Raw genomic sequence first — 15,192 nt, 5'->3', positions numbered from 1 at the left:
GGCTGGACTGAGGCATGTTCGAATACGCACCCGCACCAGAGTCGCGGGACATCGTCGACATCCGGCCGTCGTACGGCCTGTTCATCAACGGCGAGTGGGTCGAGCCGCAGGGCGAGGAGCGCCACAAGACCGTCAACCCGGCCACCGAGGAGGTGCTCGCGGAGGTCGCGTGGGCGGGGGAGGCCGACGTCGACCGCGCGGTCCAGGCCGCGGCCAAGGCGTTCCCCGTCTGGTCGGCCATGCCGGGCGCGGAGCGGGCCAAGTACCTGTTCCGGATCGCCCGGATCATCCAGGAGCGTGCGCGTGAGCTCGCGGTCCTGGAGACGCTCGACAACGGCAAGCCGATCAGGGAGTCCCGCGACGTGGACCTCCCGCTGGTCGCCGCCCACTTCTTCTACTACGCCGGCTGGGCCGACAAGCTGGCGTACGCCGGGTTCGGCGAGAACCCCCGGCCGCTGGGCGTGGCCGGGCAGGTCATCCCGTGGAACTTCCCGCTGCTCATGCTGGCCTGGAAGATCGCTCCCGCGCTGGCCTGCGGCAACACGGTCGTGCTCAAGCCGGCCGAGACCACGCCGCTGACCGCGCTCGCGTTCGCCGACATCTGCCGCCAGGCCGACCTGCCGCCGGGCGTCGTGAACATCGTCACCGGCGCGGGCCAGACGGGCGCCGCGCTCGTGAACCACCCCGACGTGGACAAGGTCGCCTTCACCGGCTCCACCGAGGTCGGCCGCCTCATCGCGAGGAGCCTCGCGGGCACCCGCAAGAAGCTCACGCTGGAGCTCGGCGGCAAGGCCGCCAACATCGTGTTCGAGGACGCGCCGCTCGACCAGGCCGTCGAGGGCATCGTCAACGGCATCTTCTTCAACCAGGGCCACGTCTGCTGCGCGGGATCGCGGCTGCTGGTGCAGGAGTCGGTCGCCGACGACCTGCTGGAGGCGCTCAAGCGGCGTCTCGGCACGCTGCGGCTCGGCGACCCGCTGGACAAGAACACCGACATCGGCGCGATCAACTCGGCCGAGCAGCTCGCCAAGATCCGCGAGCTGTCGGCGGCCGGGGAGGCCGAGGGCGCCGAGCGGTGGTCGCCCGCCTGCCCGATCCCCGACCGCGGCTACTGGTTCCCGCCCACCGTCTTCACCGGCGTGGCCCAGTCGCACCGGATCGCCCGTGAGGAGATCTTCGGCCCGGTGCTGTCGGTGCTGACCTTCCGCACCCCCGCCGAGGCGGTGGAGAAGGCCAACAACACGCCGTACGGGCTGTCGGCGGGCGTGTGGACCGAGAAGGGCTCGCGCATGCTGTGGATGGCGTCCCGGCTGCGGGCCGGCGTCGTCTGGTCCAACACGTTCAACCGGTTCGACCCGACCTCGCCGTTCGGCGGCTACAAGGAGTCGGGCTACGGCCGCGAGGGCGGACGCCACGGTCTGGAGGCCTACCTTGCCGTATGACCGGTGTCATCACCCCTCCGGCCGTCCGTCGTGCAGGTGCGCCGACGGGCAGCGCCGCCGCCTGGCCCGCCGGGCGCGCGCGGGCGCCGGTGACGGCTTCTCCCGGGGCAGCCGCTCCCGCCGCTTCGCCGTACGGCACGGCTGGTTCGCCCACCGGGGCGGTGTGTGCCGCTGTGGCCAGACCTACCAGCCGGCCCGTCCTCTGGAGATTGGAACCTTCGATGAGTGAGCGCACCGGACGCCTGAGTGTGCGCAAGACGTACAAGCTGTTCATCGGCGGCGCGTTCCCGCGTTCGGAGAGCGGAAGGTCGTATGTCGTGACCTCCTCCAAGGGCGACTTCCTCGCCAACGCGGCCAGGGCCTCCCGCAAGGACGCCAGGGACGCGGTCGGGGCGGCGCGCAAGGCGTTCCCCGGCTGGTCGGGTGCCACGGCGTACAACAGGGGCCAGATCCTCTACCGCATCGCCGAGATGCTGGAAGGCCGCCGCGCGCAGTTCGTCGCGGAGATCACCGCGATGGGCGGCGTGGGGGCCAAGCAGGCCGGCGAGATGGTGGACGCGTCGGTCGACAGGCTGGTCTGGTACGCGGGCTGGTCCGACAAGATCGGCGCGGTCCTCGGGTCGGCCAACCCGGTGGCCGGGCCCTACTTCAACCTGTCGAGCCCCGAGCCGACCGGCGTGGTCGCGGTGGTGGCTCCGCAGGAGGGGCCGCTGCTCGGGCTGATCAGCGTGATCGCCCCGGTGATCGTGACCGGCAACACCTGTGTGGTGATCGCCTCCGAGCGTGCGCCGCTGCCGGCGATCACGCTGGCCGAGGTGCTGGCGACCTCCGACCTGCCGGGCGGGGTGGTGAACATCCTCACCGGCTCGGCCGCCGAGATCGCCCCCTGGCTGGCGGGCCACATGGACGTCAACGGCATCGACCTGACCGGCGCCGATCCCGAGCTGGCCGTCACGTGTGAGGAGCTGGCCGCGGAGAACCTCAAGCGGGTGCTCCGGCCGCCGGTGGATCGCGTGGACTGGCTCGCCGACCCCGGCATCGAGCGGATGACGGCGTTCCTGGAGACCAAGACCGTCTGGCATCCGATCGGCATCTGAACCCGTTCCCTCCCGGCCCGCGCGGGCCGGGAGGGCCGGTCACACGGCGCCGGCCAGGCAGGGGCTTGGTGCCGGTGCTCACATTCCGGGCTCACATTCCGGGCTCACATCATGCGCGGCGCAGGGCGAGAAGCAATTCGGCGTTGGATCCGGTGTTCTTCATCGAGGTGAGGAACGACTCGATGGACTCCTGCTCGTGCAGCGCCCGGCGGAGCCTGCGCGTCAGGGGAAGCTCGGCGGGGTCGAACAGGAGCTCCTCGCGGCGGGTGCCGGAGGCGACGACGTCGACGGCGGGGAAGATCCGGCGGTCGGCCAGGCTCCGGCTGAGCTTCAGCTCCATGTTGCCGGTGCTCTTGAACTCCTCGAAGAGGTTGTCGTCCATCTTCGAGCCGGTCTCGACCAGCGCGGTGGCGAGGATCGTGAGCGAGCCGCCGCCCTCGATGTTGCGGGCGGCGCCGAGCACCTTCTTGGGCTGGTGCAGGGCCCCGGCGTCCATGCCGCCCGTGAGCACGCGCCCGCCGCTCGGCGCGGCCATGTTGTACGCCCGGCCGAGGCGGGTGATCGAGTCGATGAGCACGACGACGTCACGGCCCGCCTCCACGAGCCGCTTGGCCCGCTCGACGGCGAGCTCGGCCGCGGTGATGTGGTCCTGCGGTGCGCGGTCGAAGGTCGAGGCGATCACCTCGGCCCGCACCGACGCGCGCATGTCGGTGACCTCCTCTGGCCGCTCGTCCACCAGGACGACCATGAGGTGGCATTCGGGGTGGTTGGTGGTGATCGCGTTCGCGACGGCCTTGAGGAGCATGGTCTTGCCGGCCTTCGGCGGGGCGACGATCAGGCCGCGCTGGCCCTTGCCGATCGGCGCGAACAGGTCGATGACCCGCGTGGTCAGGATGTTGCGCGTCGTCTCCAGGCGCAGGCGCTCGTCGGGATAGATCGGCACGAGGTCGGCGAAGTGCGGCCGCGCGGTCTCCACGGGCTCGCCGTTCACGATCGCGACGGAGGTGAGCAGGCCGTTCTGGGCGACGCCGCGGACGTGGTCGCCGCGGCGCAGGTCGAGCGCGTCCACGAGCGCGGCCGGGACGGTCACGTCCTTCGGGCCGGGCAGGTAGCCGTTCGTGCGGATCACCGTGTTCCTGCCCGCCTGGTCGAGCAGACCGGTGACCTCGACGGCCGGGGCGTCCTTCGTACGGGCCTGTCCGGTGCGGGAAGTGCTGCGCTGCTTGGGAACGCTGAGAGTGGTGGTGGTCATGGGACTCCTTGTGCCGGAGCTGTCTGGGGCAAAGCGTGGGTGGGTGTGGGAGTGCGCGTTCGTCCGCAGGCAGCGGGATTCGCGCGAGATTCGTGAAGCGGCCGGAGCTGGAGGACCGGCCTGCTGTGCTGGGCGCGTATGGGCTCAGAGACGGAGCCAGAACCATACGGCTTGTCGCTGACTATAACAGGCGCACGTGTCGCGGCAATTCCCCGTGATCTAGCGGGCCCTACCGGCCTCTATCATCCTCTATCGGGCTCTATCGGCCTTCATCGGGCTTGGAGGGCGTCGAGCGCGACGGCCATGGCGATGACCAGGCGGCGGTCGAGGCGCGGATCGCGGATCTCGATGGCGTAGCGGTCGCGCAGGCCCCACCTGCGGTCGACCGAGAACGCGATCGAGGCGCCGATGCTGAAGTCGAAGTGGTAGGGCAGCCACTGCAGCGAGTCGGAGAACCGGCGTAACAGGGCGACCGCCAGTTGCCGCTCCTGCCCGGTCAGCGTCGGCAGCCCCGGCTGCTGGAGATGCCAGGTCGAGCGGAGCAGCGACCGGCCGAAATCCTTGCGGAACGTGCCGATGGGGTGGCCCGTGTCGTCCACCACGTCGTACTCGCCCGCGAGGTCGAGGACCTTGCGCGCCTTGAACCCGGCCAGCTCCGTCTGCCGGGACTCGTCCGTGTAGAGCGTCACCTGCTCCTTCAGGGCCATCCGCTTCTGCTCGGCGAAGGCCACGACCTCGCCCTCCGAACCGTCGGGGTTCGCCGCATGGACGACATATCTGTTCACCATCATGGTGATCTTCTGGCGCAGGTACAGGCGGGTCTGCCCCTGCAAGGTGGCGATATCCATGCTTAGACTCCAGAGACGGTCGTTTGTCTCCCTATATGCCCTCTTCCCGAAGAAGATCACCAGCGGGAGGTGGTCGAATCGACGTCCTGGTGCGCCGGGCGGCTGTCGGTGACCATAACCACACTTTTCGGGCTTGTCGCCTCAAGGGGATCTACCTATAAGGTAAGGCTTACCTAAATTCAGCCCTCGGCAGGGAGCCCCCGTATGTCTCTCCGGCACCGCGGTATCGGTCTCGGTATCGGCGCCGTCGCAGTCGCCCTCTCACTGGTCGCCTGCGGCGCCTCCTCCGGCAGCGGCGCAGCGAGCGGCGGGGGCACGAGCACGTCCGCCGCCGACGCCGCCAAGGCCGTCGCCAAGGGCGGCTCCGACTTCGGCACCGCCGCGGAGAAGACCGCCGCGATGGGCACCACCGCCAAGCCGGGCGAGTGGCCGCGCACCATCACCCACGCCATGGGCACGACCGAGATCAAGGCCCAGCCCAAGCGGGTCGTCGTCCTGGACGTCGGAGAGCTCGACAACGTCGTCTCCCTGGGCGTCAAGCCGGTCGGCTTCGCGCCCAGCGAGGGCTCGCCCGACCTGCCGTCCTACCTGAAGCAGGACGCCGGCGACCCGAAGAACGTCGGCACGATCAACAACCTCAACCTGGAGGCGATCGCCGGGCTGCACCCGGACCTCATCCTCGGCAGCCGGCTGCGCGCCGCCGAGCAGTACGACGAGCTGTCGAAGATCGCCCCGACCGTGTTCTCCATCCGTCCCGGGTTCACCTGGAAGGAGAACTACCTCCTCAACGCCGCCGCCCTCGACAAGACCGAGGAGGCCAAGGCGAAACTCGCCGAGTATGACGCCAAGGTGAAGGCACTCGGCGCGAAGCTGGGCGACCACAAGCCCGTCGTCTCGATGGTGCGCTTCATGCCCAACGGCGTGATCCGGCTCTACGCCAACGCCTCCTTCATCGGCACCATCCTCAAGGACGCCGGCATCCCGCGCCCCGCCAACCAGAACATCCCCGACCTCGCCGCCGAGGTGAGCGCGGAGAACATCGACCAGGCCGACGCGGACGTCATCTTCACCGGCGTGTACGGCGACCCGAAGGCCACGAACAAGGCGGCGGTCCAGAGCAACCCGCTGTGGAAGGACCTCAAGGCGGTCAAGGCGGGGCACGCCTACGAGGTCCCGGACGAGACCTGGTATCTCGGTCTCGGCGTCACCGCCGCCATGCAGGTCGTCGGGGACCTGGAGCGGTACCTCGTCAAGTAGGCACGTGGTCCCGCTCCGAGAAAGCGAACGAATGTCCCGTGCCACTCGCCGCCGCGCCCGACGTCGTGCCACCTCACACCGTGTCGGCCCGACCGCCGGGGGCGCGATCCTGCTGGCCCTCGCCGCGCTGCTGGTCCTCGCCGTGCTGCTCAGCCTCGCGGTGGGCAGCCGCCAGATCGCGCCGAGCGTGGTGATCGACGCCCTGACGCACGGCGGCGGCAGCGGCGACGCCCAGGTCGTACGGTCGTTGCGGGTGCCCCGCACCCTCGTCGGGGTGATGGCCGGCGTCGCCCTCGCCGTGGCCGGCACGGTCATGCAGGGCATCACCCGCAACCCCATCGCCGAGCCCGGCATCCTGGGCGTCAGCCAGGGTGCCTCGGTGGGCGTGGTGTGCGCGATCGCGTTCCTCGGAGTGCACTCGCTGACCGGTTATGTGTGGTTCGCCTTCGCGGGCGCGGGGATCGCGGCGGTCGCCGTCTACGTCATCGCCAGCGGCGGGCGCGGCGGCGCCACCCCGGTCAAGCTCGCCCTGGCCGGCACCGCGATGAACGCCCTGCTCGCCTCCCTGGTCTCCGGCATCACCACGACCGACGCCCAAGCCCTCGACGAGTTCCGGTTCTGGCATGTCGGCTCGCTGAGCGGCCGGAGCGCCGAGATCGCCGGTCAGACCTGGCCGTTCCTCCTCGCGGGGCTGCTGCTGGTCCTCGCGATGGCCCGGGGGCTCGACGCGCTCGCGCTCGGCGAGGACGTCGCGAAGGGGCTCGGCCACAACGTCCCCCTGCTGCGGATCCTCGGGGGTCTCGGCGCCACCGTCTTGACCGGCGTCGCGGTCGCCGCCGCCGGCCCGATCGCCTTCACCGGCCTGGCCGTTCCGCACATCGCGCGGGCCATCGTGGGCACCGACCACCGCTGGGTGCTGCCCGCGGCGGCCCTGCTCGGTCCCGTGATGCTCCTGGTCGCCGACGTCATCGGCCGCATCGTCTTCCCGCCCTCGGAGGTGCCGGTGGCGGTCATGACCGCGCTGCTCGGCGTGCCGTTCCTGATCGCCCTCGTACGCAGGAAAGCGGTGGTGGCGGCATGACGCGCCCCGTGGGCTTCGCCGTCCTGCGGGTGGGGCGGGGGAGCTTCCTGCTGCATCGCAGGGCGGCCCTCGTCGCCGTCCTGCTCGGCGCGGCGCTCGCGCTGGCCGCCGTGGCCTACCTGTGCGTCGGCGAGTCGTTCGTCAGCCCCGCGGAGGTCCTCCGGGTGCTGTGGGGGCAGCCGAGCCCGGACGAGTTCGTGGTCGGCACGCTGCGGATGCCCCGCCTCGCGGTCGGCCTGCTCGCCGGCGCCGCCTTCGGCCTCGCCGGGTCCTTCGTCCAGACCGTGGCCCGCAACCCGCTCGCCAGCCCGGACGTGATCGGCGTGACCCAGGGCGCGGGCGCGGCGACCGTCGCCGCGATGACCTTCGGCGTCGCGGCGTACGACACCCTGCCGTACATCTCGATCGTCGGGGGCCTGGCCGCCGCCGCGCTGGTCTACGTCTTCGCCTGGCGCAGGGGCCTGCACGCCTCGCGCTTCGTGCTCATCGGCATCGGCATCTCGGTGGCCCTCGGCTCCCTGACGCAGTTGTTCCTCACCAAGGGCGACTTCCTGGTGGCCCAGCAGGCCAAGGTCTGGCTCACCGGGTCGCTCAACGGCCGCGGCTACGATCACGCCGCGCCGCTCGCCTCGATCCTGCTCGTGCTGACACCGGCGCTGCTCTGGGCGGCCCGGGCCCAGCGCTCGGTGTCGTTCGACGACGACACCGCGACCGCTCTCGGCGTACGGCTCGGCCGGGTCCGCCTGGGCCTGATCGTCCTCGGCGTCGTCCTGGCGTCGGTGGCGACGGCCGCGGCGGGACCGGTCGACTTCGTCGCACTGCTCGCCCCGCAGATCGCCCGCCGCCTGTCGCGCACCGCGCAGATCCCCCTGCTCGGCTCCGCGCTGACCGGCGCCCTGATCGTGACCATCGCGGATCTGCTGGCCCGCAAGCTGTTCTCCCCGATCGAGCTGCCGGTCGGCGTGTTCACCGCGGTGGTGGGCGCTCCCTATCTGATGTGGCTGATCGTCCGCACCCGCAGCCGTTCCGGAGGCACGACATGATAGGCACCGCATGACCGGCGACAGCATGACCGGCAACCGCCTGAGGGCCGAGGGGCTCGTGCTCACGTACGAGGACCGTACGGTCGTCGACGGCCTCGACCTGGAGATCCCGGACGGGCAGGTCACCGTCATCATCGGGCCCAACGCGTGCGGCAAGTCCACCCTCCTGCGCGCGCTGGGCCGGCTGCTCAAGCCGCGGCGCGGCTCGGTGCTGCTGGACGGCACCGAGCTGGCCCGCATCCCCACCAAACGCGTCGCCCGGGAGATCGGGCTGCTGCCGCAGACCCCCGTGCCGCCGGAGGGGATCACGGTCTCCGAACTCGTCACCCGCGGGCGGCAGCCCCACCACAAGTGGTGGCAGCAGTGGACGGAGGCGGACGAGAAGGCCGTCACCGAGGCGATGGACCGCACCGAGACCGGCGATCTCGCGGAGCGGCCGGTCGACGAGCTGTCCGGCGGCCAGCGGCAGCGGGCCTGGATCGCGATGGCCCTCGCCCAGGACACCGACCTCCTGCTGCTCGACGAGCCGACGACCTATCTCGACATCGCCCACCAGGTGGAGGTGCTCGACCTGGTGCGGCAGCTCAACCGGGAGCGTGGCCGGACCGTGGTCGTCGTCCTGCACGACCTCAACCAGGCCGCCCGATACGCCGACCACATCGTCGCCATGAAGGCGGGACGGATCGTCGCCCAGGGCGCGCCCGGCGACGTCATCACCGCCGACCTGGTCCAGGAGGTCTTCGGGCTCGCCTCCGTCGTCGTGCCGGATCCGGTCACGGGCGGCCCGCTGGTCGTGCCGGGCGCGCCCTGGCAGCACTGAATCTCTGTCGTCTCAGGGTCGGGATCGGGGTTTTCTCAGGGTTTCTCGTGGAACGGGTGCTTCTACGCCGTCCGTTGGACCGGATGACGAAAGGAGCCGATCGATGTACCGATCGAGACAGCACAGGATCATCGCCGGCGTCTGCGGGGGGATCGCGGACCGGTACGGCATGTCGCCGACGGTCGTGCGGGCGCTGTTCCTGCTGTCCTGCCTGCTGCCGGGCCCGCAGTTCGTGGCCTACCTCATCATGTGGGTGCTGTTCCCCAAGGCTCCCGCCTCCACGGACTACCACTACTCGTACGGGCACAGGTAGGAAGCACGGGGCCATCCGGCCGCGTTTATGCTCACATCGAAAGAGGTGAGCGATGATGCGGCAACGGCCCCTGACCCTGGTCCAGGACGAGCTGGTCGATTACGAGAAGGCCATGGAGCGCATGGACGCGCTGGTGGCGGAGCGGCAGGACGACGCGCGGCCCGACACACTGTGGCTGCTCAGCCATCCGCCGGTCTTCACGATCGGCAAGCGGACGCTGGAGACGCATCTGCCCGACCCGTCGGCCGGCATCCCCGTGGTGCCGACCGGCCGCGGCGGCCAGCTCACCTATCACGGGCCCGGGCAGCTCGTCGGCTATCTCATCGTGAAGCTGCGGACCGGTGAAGGTGTGGTCGACTACATCCGCGAGGTCGAGCTGCGGCTGGTCGAGGCGCTGGCGAAGCTCGGCGTCCCGGCCGAGCGGCGCGACACCCCGCCCGGATCGGAGCTGCTCACGGGCGTCTGGACCCGGGACACCGGCCGGAAGATCGTCTCGATCGGCATGCGGTCGAGCCGGTCGGTCACCAGCCACGGCTTCGCGCTCAACGTGGACGGCGACCTCACGCCGTGGGATCTCGCGGTCCCGTGCGGCATGCCCGACGTGGAGATGACCTCGATCGCCCGCGAGCTCGGACGGGCCTCCATGGAGGAGACCCGCCGAGTCGTCGCGGCGGCGTTCGAGGCCTCCTGAGGGGTTACCCGACCGTTTCGCGGTCGCCCGCGTCGTCGACCGTACGGCGGGGCCCGGCGAACCAGTGCTTGGCCGACAGGTGCCACCACAGGGCGATGCCGATGAGCACGGCCCCCACGGCGATGGGGGCGTAGTTCACCGACGTCCAGGTGAAGTCCTTGTTGCCCGGGACGCCCGACGGGGCGATCGGCAGCACGAAGTAGATCGAGATGATCGCGATCTCGATCACCGCGATCCAGGACAACGCCTTGTATTTGGGGCCGAGGGTCCATGGTCCGGGCTGGAAGGAGTCGCCCGCGCGCAGGCGCAGCCAGATCGGGATGAGGAACGCGAGGTAGAGCCCGATCACCGCGATGGACACCACGGCGAGGAACGCCACCGGGGTCGTCGTGCCTTCCGGCGCGTAGAGCGCGGGCAGCGTGATCAGCAGCGCGACCCCGCACCCGCCGATGATGGCGTTGACCGGTGTGCGGTTGCGGTCGACCTTCGACCACAGCCGCCAGCCCGGCACCGCGCCGTCCCGGGAGAACGCGTACGTCATCCGCGACATCGAGGTCACGCAGCTCATGCCGCAGAAGAACTGCCCGATGGTGGAGATGCCGAAGATGACGGTGGCGAGCGTGGACGACAGCGACGAGGTGAAGATGGCCCCGACGAAGCCGCCCTCGGCGTTGACGGCGTCCACGTTCGTGGCCGCGAACAGGAACGACAGCAGCAGGATCCAGCCGCCGATCGCCGAGTAGAAAATCGACTGCCACAGGCCCTTGGCCGCCGTGCGGGCCGCGCCGTGGGTCTCCTCCGACACGTGGGCGCAGGCGTCGAAGCCGGTGATCGTGTACTGCGTGAGCAGGAAGCCCAGCGGTAGCACGTACAGCCAGAACGTCGGGCCGCCGTCGCCGTTGCCGAAGCCGGAGTTGTTGAACGTCTCGAACAGGAAGCCCACGTCCTGGTGCTTCGACGGGCCGAAGATCAGGATCAGCACGACCGCCGCCGCGCCGAACACGTGCCACCACACCGAGACGTTCTGCAGCACGGAGATCAGGCGGTGGCTGAAAATGTTGATCAACGCGTGGAGCACCAGGACGATCGCGAACAACAGGAAGGTCTGGTGCAGCGCGTTGCCGTTCGCCCACGAGTCGCTGAACCGGCCGATCGTGATGTTCAGGAACGTCGCGCAGCCGTAGTCGACCGACGCGGTCACCGCGATCAGGCCGATCAGGTTGAGCCAGCCGGTGAACCAGCCGTGGACGGGCCCGCCCAGCTTGGCCGCCCACCAGTAGATGCCGCCCGCCGTGGGGTACGCGGAGACCAGCTCCGCCATGCAGAACCCGATGATGAGGATGAACGCCGAGATCAGCGGCCAGCCGATGGAGATCGCCAGAGGCCCGCCGTTGTTCCACGCCTGGCTGAAGGTGGTGAAACATCCCGCCAGGATCGAGATGATCGAGAAGGAGATCGCGAAGTTGGAGAACCCGCTCCAGGTGCGGGCCAGTTCCTGCTTGTAACCGAGTTCCGCTAGTCGTTTGGCGTCGTCGTCGAGGGCTTGCGCCACTGAGGCCTCCTCTTAACTACTGGTGCGGAGTTCTCGGACGCCGTCGAGCAGGCGTCCGAAGCTGGGATCCCCGAGGTCGCGTACGGCTTGTGCGAACTTGTCGGCGGCCTCGGCGGAGTAGTCGAACCCGGGCAGGGCCGTGTTGTGGACCAGCCCCTCGTGGATGACGAACCAGAGCGTCCAGGTGAGGTTGGACATGATGAGGTTCAGCCGCACCCGGGGGACATGCTCGTCGTCGCCGAAATAGGCCCGCGTGAGCCGTACGACCTGGTCGGGGTCGAAATCGGATTCGGCGGCGATGTCCCCGAGCTCGAAACAGGGGTCGTTGTTGCCGGAGAGCTGGTAGTCGACGATCCGGACGCCGTCGCCGGTGGCGATCAGGTTCTCGGCCAGCAGATCGTTGTGGCAGGGGACCGCGGGGAGCGGGCGCCGGGCCAGCGCCGCCTCGATGTCGGCCACGACCGGCAGCGCGTCCTCATACCCGGCGGGAAGGGCCAGGCCGTGGGCCCGGCAGCGCGTCACGAACTCCCGGAGCTTGTCGAAGATCGAGAAGTCGTTGCCGAAGCGCGGGCCGGCGTGCAGCCGGCGGCAGGCGACCGCCACCTCCTCGATCCGCGCGGCCACGGCCGGGGCGTCGAGGGTGACCCCATCGATCCACTCCAGGAGGAGGACGCCCGGCAGCACGTGGACGACCCGGGGGCCGACCCCGGACGCCGCGGCGGCGACCGTGTTGGCGATCTCCTGGTCGAGCGGGATGCCGAGGCCGGTCTCGGAGATGCGCGGGTCGAGCACCCGTAGCAGCCAGCGGTCGCCGTCCTCGCTGTCGACCCTGGCGATGTGGTGGCTGAGCCCGCCCTTGATCGTCGTGAAGGTCAGTGGCCGCCCGGCCCAGGCCGTGACGAGATCCATTGCGTCTGCGACGGGATCTGGCATGCCCGGCTCCTTTTGGTCTACCTTCAGACCATTGATCAGATTTTCTGGGCCGGGTGTTACAGGACGGTACCGATGTCGCAACTTCCAGTAGACGCCCGCGCCGTCGTCATCGGCGGCGGAGTGGCCGGATGCAGCGTCGCCTATCACCTCGCCAGGCTCGGCTGGACCGACGTGATCCTGGTCGAGCGGCACGACCTCACCGAGGGCACGACCTGGCACTCCGCCGGCTTCGTCGGCCAGCTCAGGTCCACCGTCACGCAGACCAGAATGATCATGTATTCGGCCGGTCTCTACCCCGAGCTGCGCGAGCTGACCGGGCTCGACCCCGGCTGGCACGGTGTGGGCGGCCTGCGCCTGGCCACCACCCCCGAGCGCATGGAGGAACTGCTGCGCCAGGCCGGGGCCGCCGAGACGTACGGGCTCGACCTGGAGCTGCTCGACCCCCGGGGCACGCTCGACCGGCTGCCACTGCTGGAGGTGGGCGACGTCCTCGGATCGCTGTGGCTGCCCGGCGACGGCTGGCTCGACCCGGCCCGGCTCGGTCACGCCCTGGCCGAGGGCGCCCGCAGGCTCGGCGTACGGATCTTTACCGGCGTCGAGGTCACCGGCGTCGACGTCCACGACGGCCGCGTCGTTGCCGTACGCCTTCGCGGTGAGGGTGGTGAGCACGTCGTGCGCACCGAGACCGTCGTGAACGCGGCGGGGGCGGCGGCCGGAGTGATCGGCCGGATGGCCGGGGCCGACATCCCGATCGTGCCGATCAAGCACCAATACGTCGTGACCCCGCCGTCCGGCGTCCCGGCGGACACGCCGACCGTCCGCGACCCGGACAACATCGTGTATTTCCGCGAGGAGGACGGCGGCATCCTCGTCGGCGGCTACATCAGGAGCCCGCAGATCTGGGACGCCGCCCGGCCCCTGTCCGAGCCGCGCACCCTCTTCGCGCCCGACATGCCGAAGTTCCGCGAGTCGTGGGAATCGGCGGTCCGGCGGGTGCCTTCACTGAAGGCGGTCGGGGACGGCGACGACCCGGCGGCGTTCCGCAAGGTCGTCCACGGGCCGGAGGCGTTCACGCCCGACGGGGAGTTCCTGCTGGGGGAGACCGAGGTCGCCGGGCTATGGGTGGCGGCCGGTTTCTGCGTCCACGGCCTGGCCGCCGCCGGAGGTGTCGGCAAGGTCATGGCCGAGTGGATCGTCGAGGGCGCTCCCGAATATGACGTCTTCGGCATGGACGTGCGTCGTTTCGGCTCCTACGCCCGTTCGGCCCGCTGGGCCCGCGCCAGGGCCCTGGACTCCTACAGCAAGTACTACGACATCGTCTATCCCGGCGAGGAACGCACCGCCGCCCGGCCGCTGCGCCGTTCGCCCGCCTGGGTGCGGCACGAGGCGCTGGGCGCGTCCTTCGGCGAGAAGGCCGGCTGGGAGCGGGTCAACTGGTATCCGTCCGACGCTGCTTCCGATTCGGGCGCTTCCGATTCGGGCGCTTCCGATTCGGGCGCTACGGGTGGGGGCGGGGCGCGGCCGAGGGGCTGGGCGGGCCGGGTCTGGTCTCCGGCGATCCGTGAGGAGTGCCTGGCGACGCGGGACGCCGCCGGGCTGTTCGACCAGTCGTCCTTCGTCAAGCTGGAAATATCCGGATCCGTCGCCGACCTGGAGCGGCTCGCGGGCAACACCCTGGACCGCGTGGACGGCTCGGTCGTCTACACCCAACTGCTCAACGCACGCGGCGGCATCGAGGCGGACGTGACCGTGACCCGGCTCTCGAAGGACCGGTTCCGCCTCGTCACCGGCACCGCGTTCGGGCCTCACGACGCCGCCCTGCTGCGCCGTCACGGGCTCGCGGTCACCGACGTCACCTCCGCCTACGCCTGCTACTGCCTATGGGGGCCCCGGGCGTACGACATCCTGGCGTCGCTCACGGACGACGATCTGACCTTCGGCTACCTGCGGGCCGCCGAGATCAGCGTGGGGCACGTCCCCGTGCTCGCCCAGCGGGTCACTTTCGTGGGCGAGTTCGGCTGGGAGCTCTACTGCCCGTCCGAATACGGGCTGACATTGTGGGACTCCCTCATGAAGGCGGGCCTGCCGCACGGCATGCGGCCCGCGGGCTACCGCGCGCTCGACTCACTGCGTCTTGAGAAGGGCTACCGGGTCTGGGGTCTCGACATCACACCCGAGACCACCCCTCTGGAGGCCGGGCTCGCCTTCGCCGTCCGCCCCGAGCGCCGGGCCGCCCTGCCCCGCCCCCGTACGGCGTTGCGCTGCCTCGTGCTCGACGACGATCGTGACGTCTGCCTGGGCGGCGAGCCCGTCCGGCTGGACGGCCGTCCCGTCTCCCGCGTCACCAGCGGCGGTTTCGGCCACCGAGTCGGCCGCTCGATCGCGTACGCGTACCTTCCCCTGGAAGTGGAACTCGGCAGCGTGGAGCCCGGCAGCGTGGAGCCCGGCGGCGTGCAGCCTGGCGGCGTGGAGATCGGCGGGCGAGTGGAGATCGGTGTCAACGGCCGCGGCGTGGGCGCCACCGTCGTCCGAGAGCCCCTCTATGACCCGGACGGCCTCCGTATCAAGGCCGAGCCCTGGCACTAAGCGGACGGAACGGACCTCGGGCCGGGGCCCATGGCGCTGGTTATGCGCGGGACGGACCTTGGCCGGGTATGGAAGGGGCAGACCGGGGGTTGGTCATGCGCAGGACAGACACGTGGCCCCGGTTAAGCGGACAAAGCTTGGCCCCGGTCACTGCGCCAGAAGGAACCTCCGGTCCTCGCGAAGCCCGCTCCGCTGGGCCTTCGCTGCGGTCCTCGCTCCCTTCCGCTCCGCTCCCTCGATCCCGCCGGAGCGCTGGGCGGTCATTCTCGTAGTCGTC

Annotated in this window: 12 protein-coding genes and 1 pseudogene; 9 read left to right on the top strand and 4 right to left on the bottom strand. The window is 70.3% G+C overall.

What is annotated here, in order from left to right; genetic code table 11:
• Positions 1 to 14 precede the first annotated feature (14 nt).
• Both HCK04_RS33065 and HCK04_RS33060 read left to right on the top strand, forming a co-directional pair.
• Complete coding sequence (locus tag HCK04_RS33065) at positions 15 to 1,442, top strand: aldehyde dehydrogenase family protein (RefSeq protein ID WP_142651301.1); 1,428 nt, start codon at positions 15 to 17, stop codon at positions 1,440 to 1,442.
• 221 nt (positions 1,443 to 1,663) lie between these two features.
• The gene (locus HCK04_RS33060; RefSeq protein WP_142651300.1) at positions 1,664 to 2,539 is read left to right on the top strand and encodes an aldehyde dehydrogenase family protein; all 876 of its coding nucleotides are present in this window, start codon (positions 1,664 to 1,666) and stop codon (positions 2,537 to 2,539) included.
• A 109-nt stretch (positions 2,540 to 2,648) separates the two neighbouring features.
• Here HCK04_RS33060 and rho read toward each other — a convergent pair.
• Both rho and HCK04_RS33050 read right to left on the bottom strand, forming a co-directional pair.
• Positions 2,649 to 3,728, bottom strand: a pseudogene (gene rho, locus HCK04_RS33055) (transcription termination factor Rho); the annotation flags it as partial.
• A 332-nt stretch (positions 3,729 to 4,060) separates the two neighbouring features.
• On the bottom strand, positions 4,061 to 4,639 hold the full coding sequence (locus HCK04_RS33050; protein ID WP_142651298.1) for a hypothetical protein: 579 nt from the start codon (positions 4,637 to 4,639) through the stop codon (positions 4,061 to 4,063).
• 204 nt (positions 4,640 to 4,843) lie between these two features.
• Between HCK04_RS33050 and HCK04_RS33045 the strand changes: the two genes are divergently transcribed.
• The 6 genes from HCK04_RS33045 (at position 4,844) to lipB (ending at position 9,844) form a co-directional block, all read left to right on the top strand.
• Positions 4,844 to 5,896 carry an iron-siderophore ABC transporter substrate-binding protein gene (locus HCK04_RS33045; RefSeq protein ID WP_142651297.1) on the top strand — a complete coding sequence of 351 codons (1,053 nt, stop codon included), beginning with the start codon at positions 4,844 to 4,846 and terminating at the stop codon, positions 5,894 to 5,896.
• A 31-nt stretch (positions 5,897 to 5,927) separates the two neighbouring features.
• Positions 5,928 to 6,977 (top strand): iron ABC transporter permease, encoded by a 1,050-nt coding sequence (locus tag HCK04_RS33040; protein ID WP_142651296.1) that lies wholly within the window; start codon positions 5,928 to 5,930, stop codon positions 6,975 to 6,977.
• Positions 6,974 to 8,020 carry an iron chelate uptake ABC transporter family permease subunit gene (locus tag HCK04_RS33035; RefSeq protein WP_142651295.1) on the top strand — a complete coding sequence of 349 codons (1,047 nt, stop codon included), beginning with the start codon at positions 6,974 to 6,976 and terminating at the stop codon, positions 8,018 to 8,020. Before HCK04_RS33040 ends, HCK04_RS33035 begins: the two co-directional genes overlap by 4 nt.
• A 10-nt stretch (positions 8,021 to 8,030) precedes the next feature.
• The gene (locus tag HCK04_RS33030) at positions 8,031 to 8,840 is read left to right on the top strand and encodes an ABC transporter ATP-binding protein (protein WP_142651294.1); all 810 of its coding nucleotides are present in this window, start codon (positions 8,031 to 8,033) and stop codon (positions 8,838 to 8,840) included.
• A 103-nt stretch (positions 8,841 to 8,943) separates the two neighbouring features.
• Positions 8,944 to 9,153, top strand: coding sequence for a PspC domain-containing protein (locus HCK04_RS33025; RefSeq protein ID WP_142651293.1), 210 nt, complete (start codon positions 8,944 to 8,946; stop codon positions 9,151 to 9,153).
• A 52-nt stretch (positions 9,154 to 9,205) separates the two neighbouring features.
• Entirely contained in the window at positions 9,206 to 9,844 is a 639-nt protein-coding gene (lipB, locus tag HCK04_RS33020) for a lipoyl(octanoyl) transferase LipB (protein WP_142651292.1), read from the top strand.
• 4 nt (positions 9,845 to 9,848) lie between these two features.
• Here lipB and HCK04_RS33015 read toward each other — a convergent pair whose 3' ends face one another.
• Together HCK04_RS33015 and HCK04_RS33010 are read right to left on the bottom strand one after the other, a co-directional pair.
• Positions 9,849 to 11,396, bottom strand: coding sequence for an amino acid permease (locus HCK04_RS33015; protein WP_142651291.1), 1,548 nt, complete (start codon positions 11,394 to 11,396; stop codon positions 9,849 to 9,851).
• A 12-nt stretch (positions 11,397 to 11,408) separates the two neighbouring features.
• Positions 11,409 to 12,329 carry a choline/ethanolamine kinase family protein gene (locus HCK04_RS33010; protein ID WP_142651290.1) on the bottom strand — a complete coding sequence of 307 codons (921 nt, stop codon included), beginning with the start codon at positions 12,327 to 12,329 and terminating at the stop codon, positions 11,409 to 11,411.
• A 72-nt stretch (positions 12,330 to 12,401) separates the two neighbouring features.
• Between HCK04_RS33010 and HCK04_RS33005 the strand changes: the two genes are divergently transcribed.
• Complete coding sequence (locus HCK04_RS33005) at positions 12,402 to 14,915, top strand: FAD-dependent oxidoreductase (protein WP_142651289.1); 2,514 nt, start codon at positions 12,402 to 12,404, stop codon at positions 14,913 to 14,915.
• The last annotated feature ends 277 nt before the right edge of the window (positions 14,916 to 15,192 follow it).

This window comes from Microbispora sp. CL1-1 (assembly GCF_012034195.1).
Classification (GTDB): domain Bacteria; phylum Actinomycetota; class Actinomycetes; order Streptosporangiales; family Streptosporangiaceae; genus Microbispora.
This window is presented reverse-complemented; position numbering and strand designations above follow the sequence as displayed.

Coding starts and splice junctions, on each gene's coding strand:
- HCK04_RS33010 (WP_142651290.1), bottom strand. CDS start 12,329: ATGCCAGATCCCGTCGCAGACGCAATGGATCTCGTCACGGCCTGGGCC.
- HCK04_RS33025 (WP_142651293.1), top strand. CDS start 8,944: ATGTACCGATCGAGACAGCACAGGATCATCGCCGGCGTCTGCGGGGGG.
- HCK04_RS33030 (WP_142651294.1), top strand. CDS start 8,031: ATGACCGGCGACAGCATGACCGGCAACCGCCTGAGGGCCGAGGGGCTC.
- lipB (WP_142651292.1), top strand. CDS start 9,206: ATGATGCGGCAACGGCCCCTGACCCTGGTCCAGGACGAGCTGGTCGAT.
- HCK04_RS33065 (WP_142651301.1), top strand. CDS start 15: ATGTTCGAATACGCACCCGCACCAGAGTCGCGGGACATCGTCGACATC.
- HCK04_RS33005 (WP_142651289.1), top strand. CDS start 12,402: ATGTCGCAACTTCCAGTAGACGCCCGCGCCGTCGTCATCGGCGGCGGA.
- HCK04_RS33040 (WP_142651296.1), top strand. CDS start 5,928: ATGTCCCGTGCCACTCGCCGCCGCGCCCGACGTCGTGCCACCTCACAC.
- HCK04_RS33060 (WP_142651300.1), top strand. CDS start 1,664: ATGAGTGAGCGCACCGGACGCCTGAGTGTGCGCAAGACGTACAAGCTG.
- HCK04_RS33045 (WP_142651297.1), top strand. CDS start 4,844: ATGTCTCTCCGGCACCGCGGTATCGGTCTCGGTATCGGCGCCGTCGCA.
- HCK04_RS33035 (WP_142651295.1), top strand. CDS start 6,974: ATGACGCGCCCCGTGGGCTTCGCCGTCCTGCGGGTGGGGCGGGGGAGC.
- HCK04_RS33050 (WP_142651298.1), bottom strand. CDS start 4,639: ATGGATATCGCCACCTTGCAGGGGCAGACCCGCCTGTACCTGCGCCAG.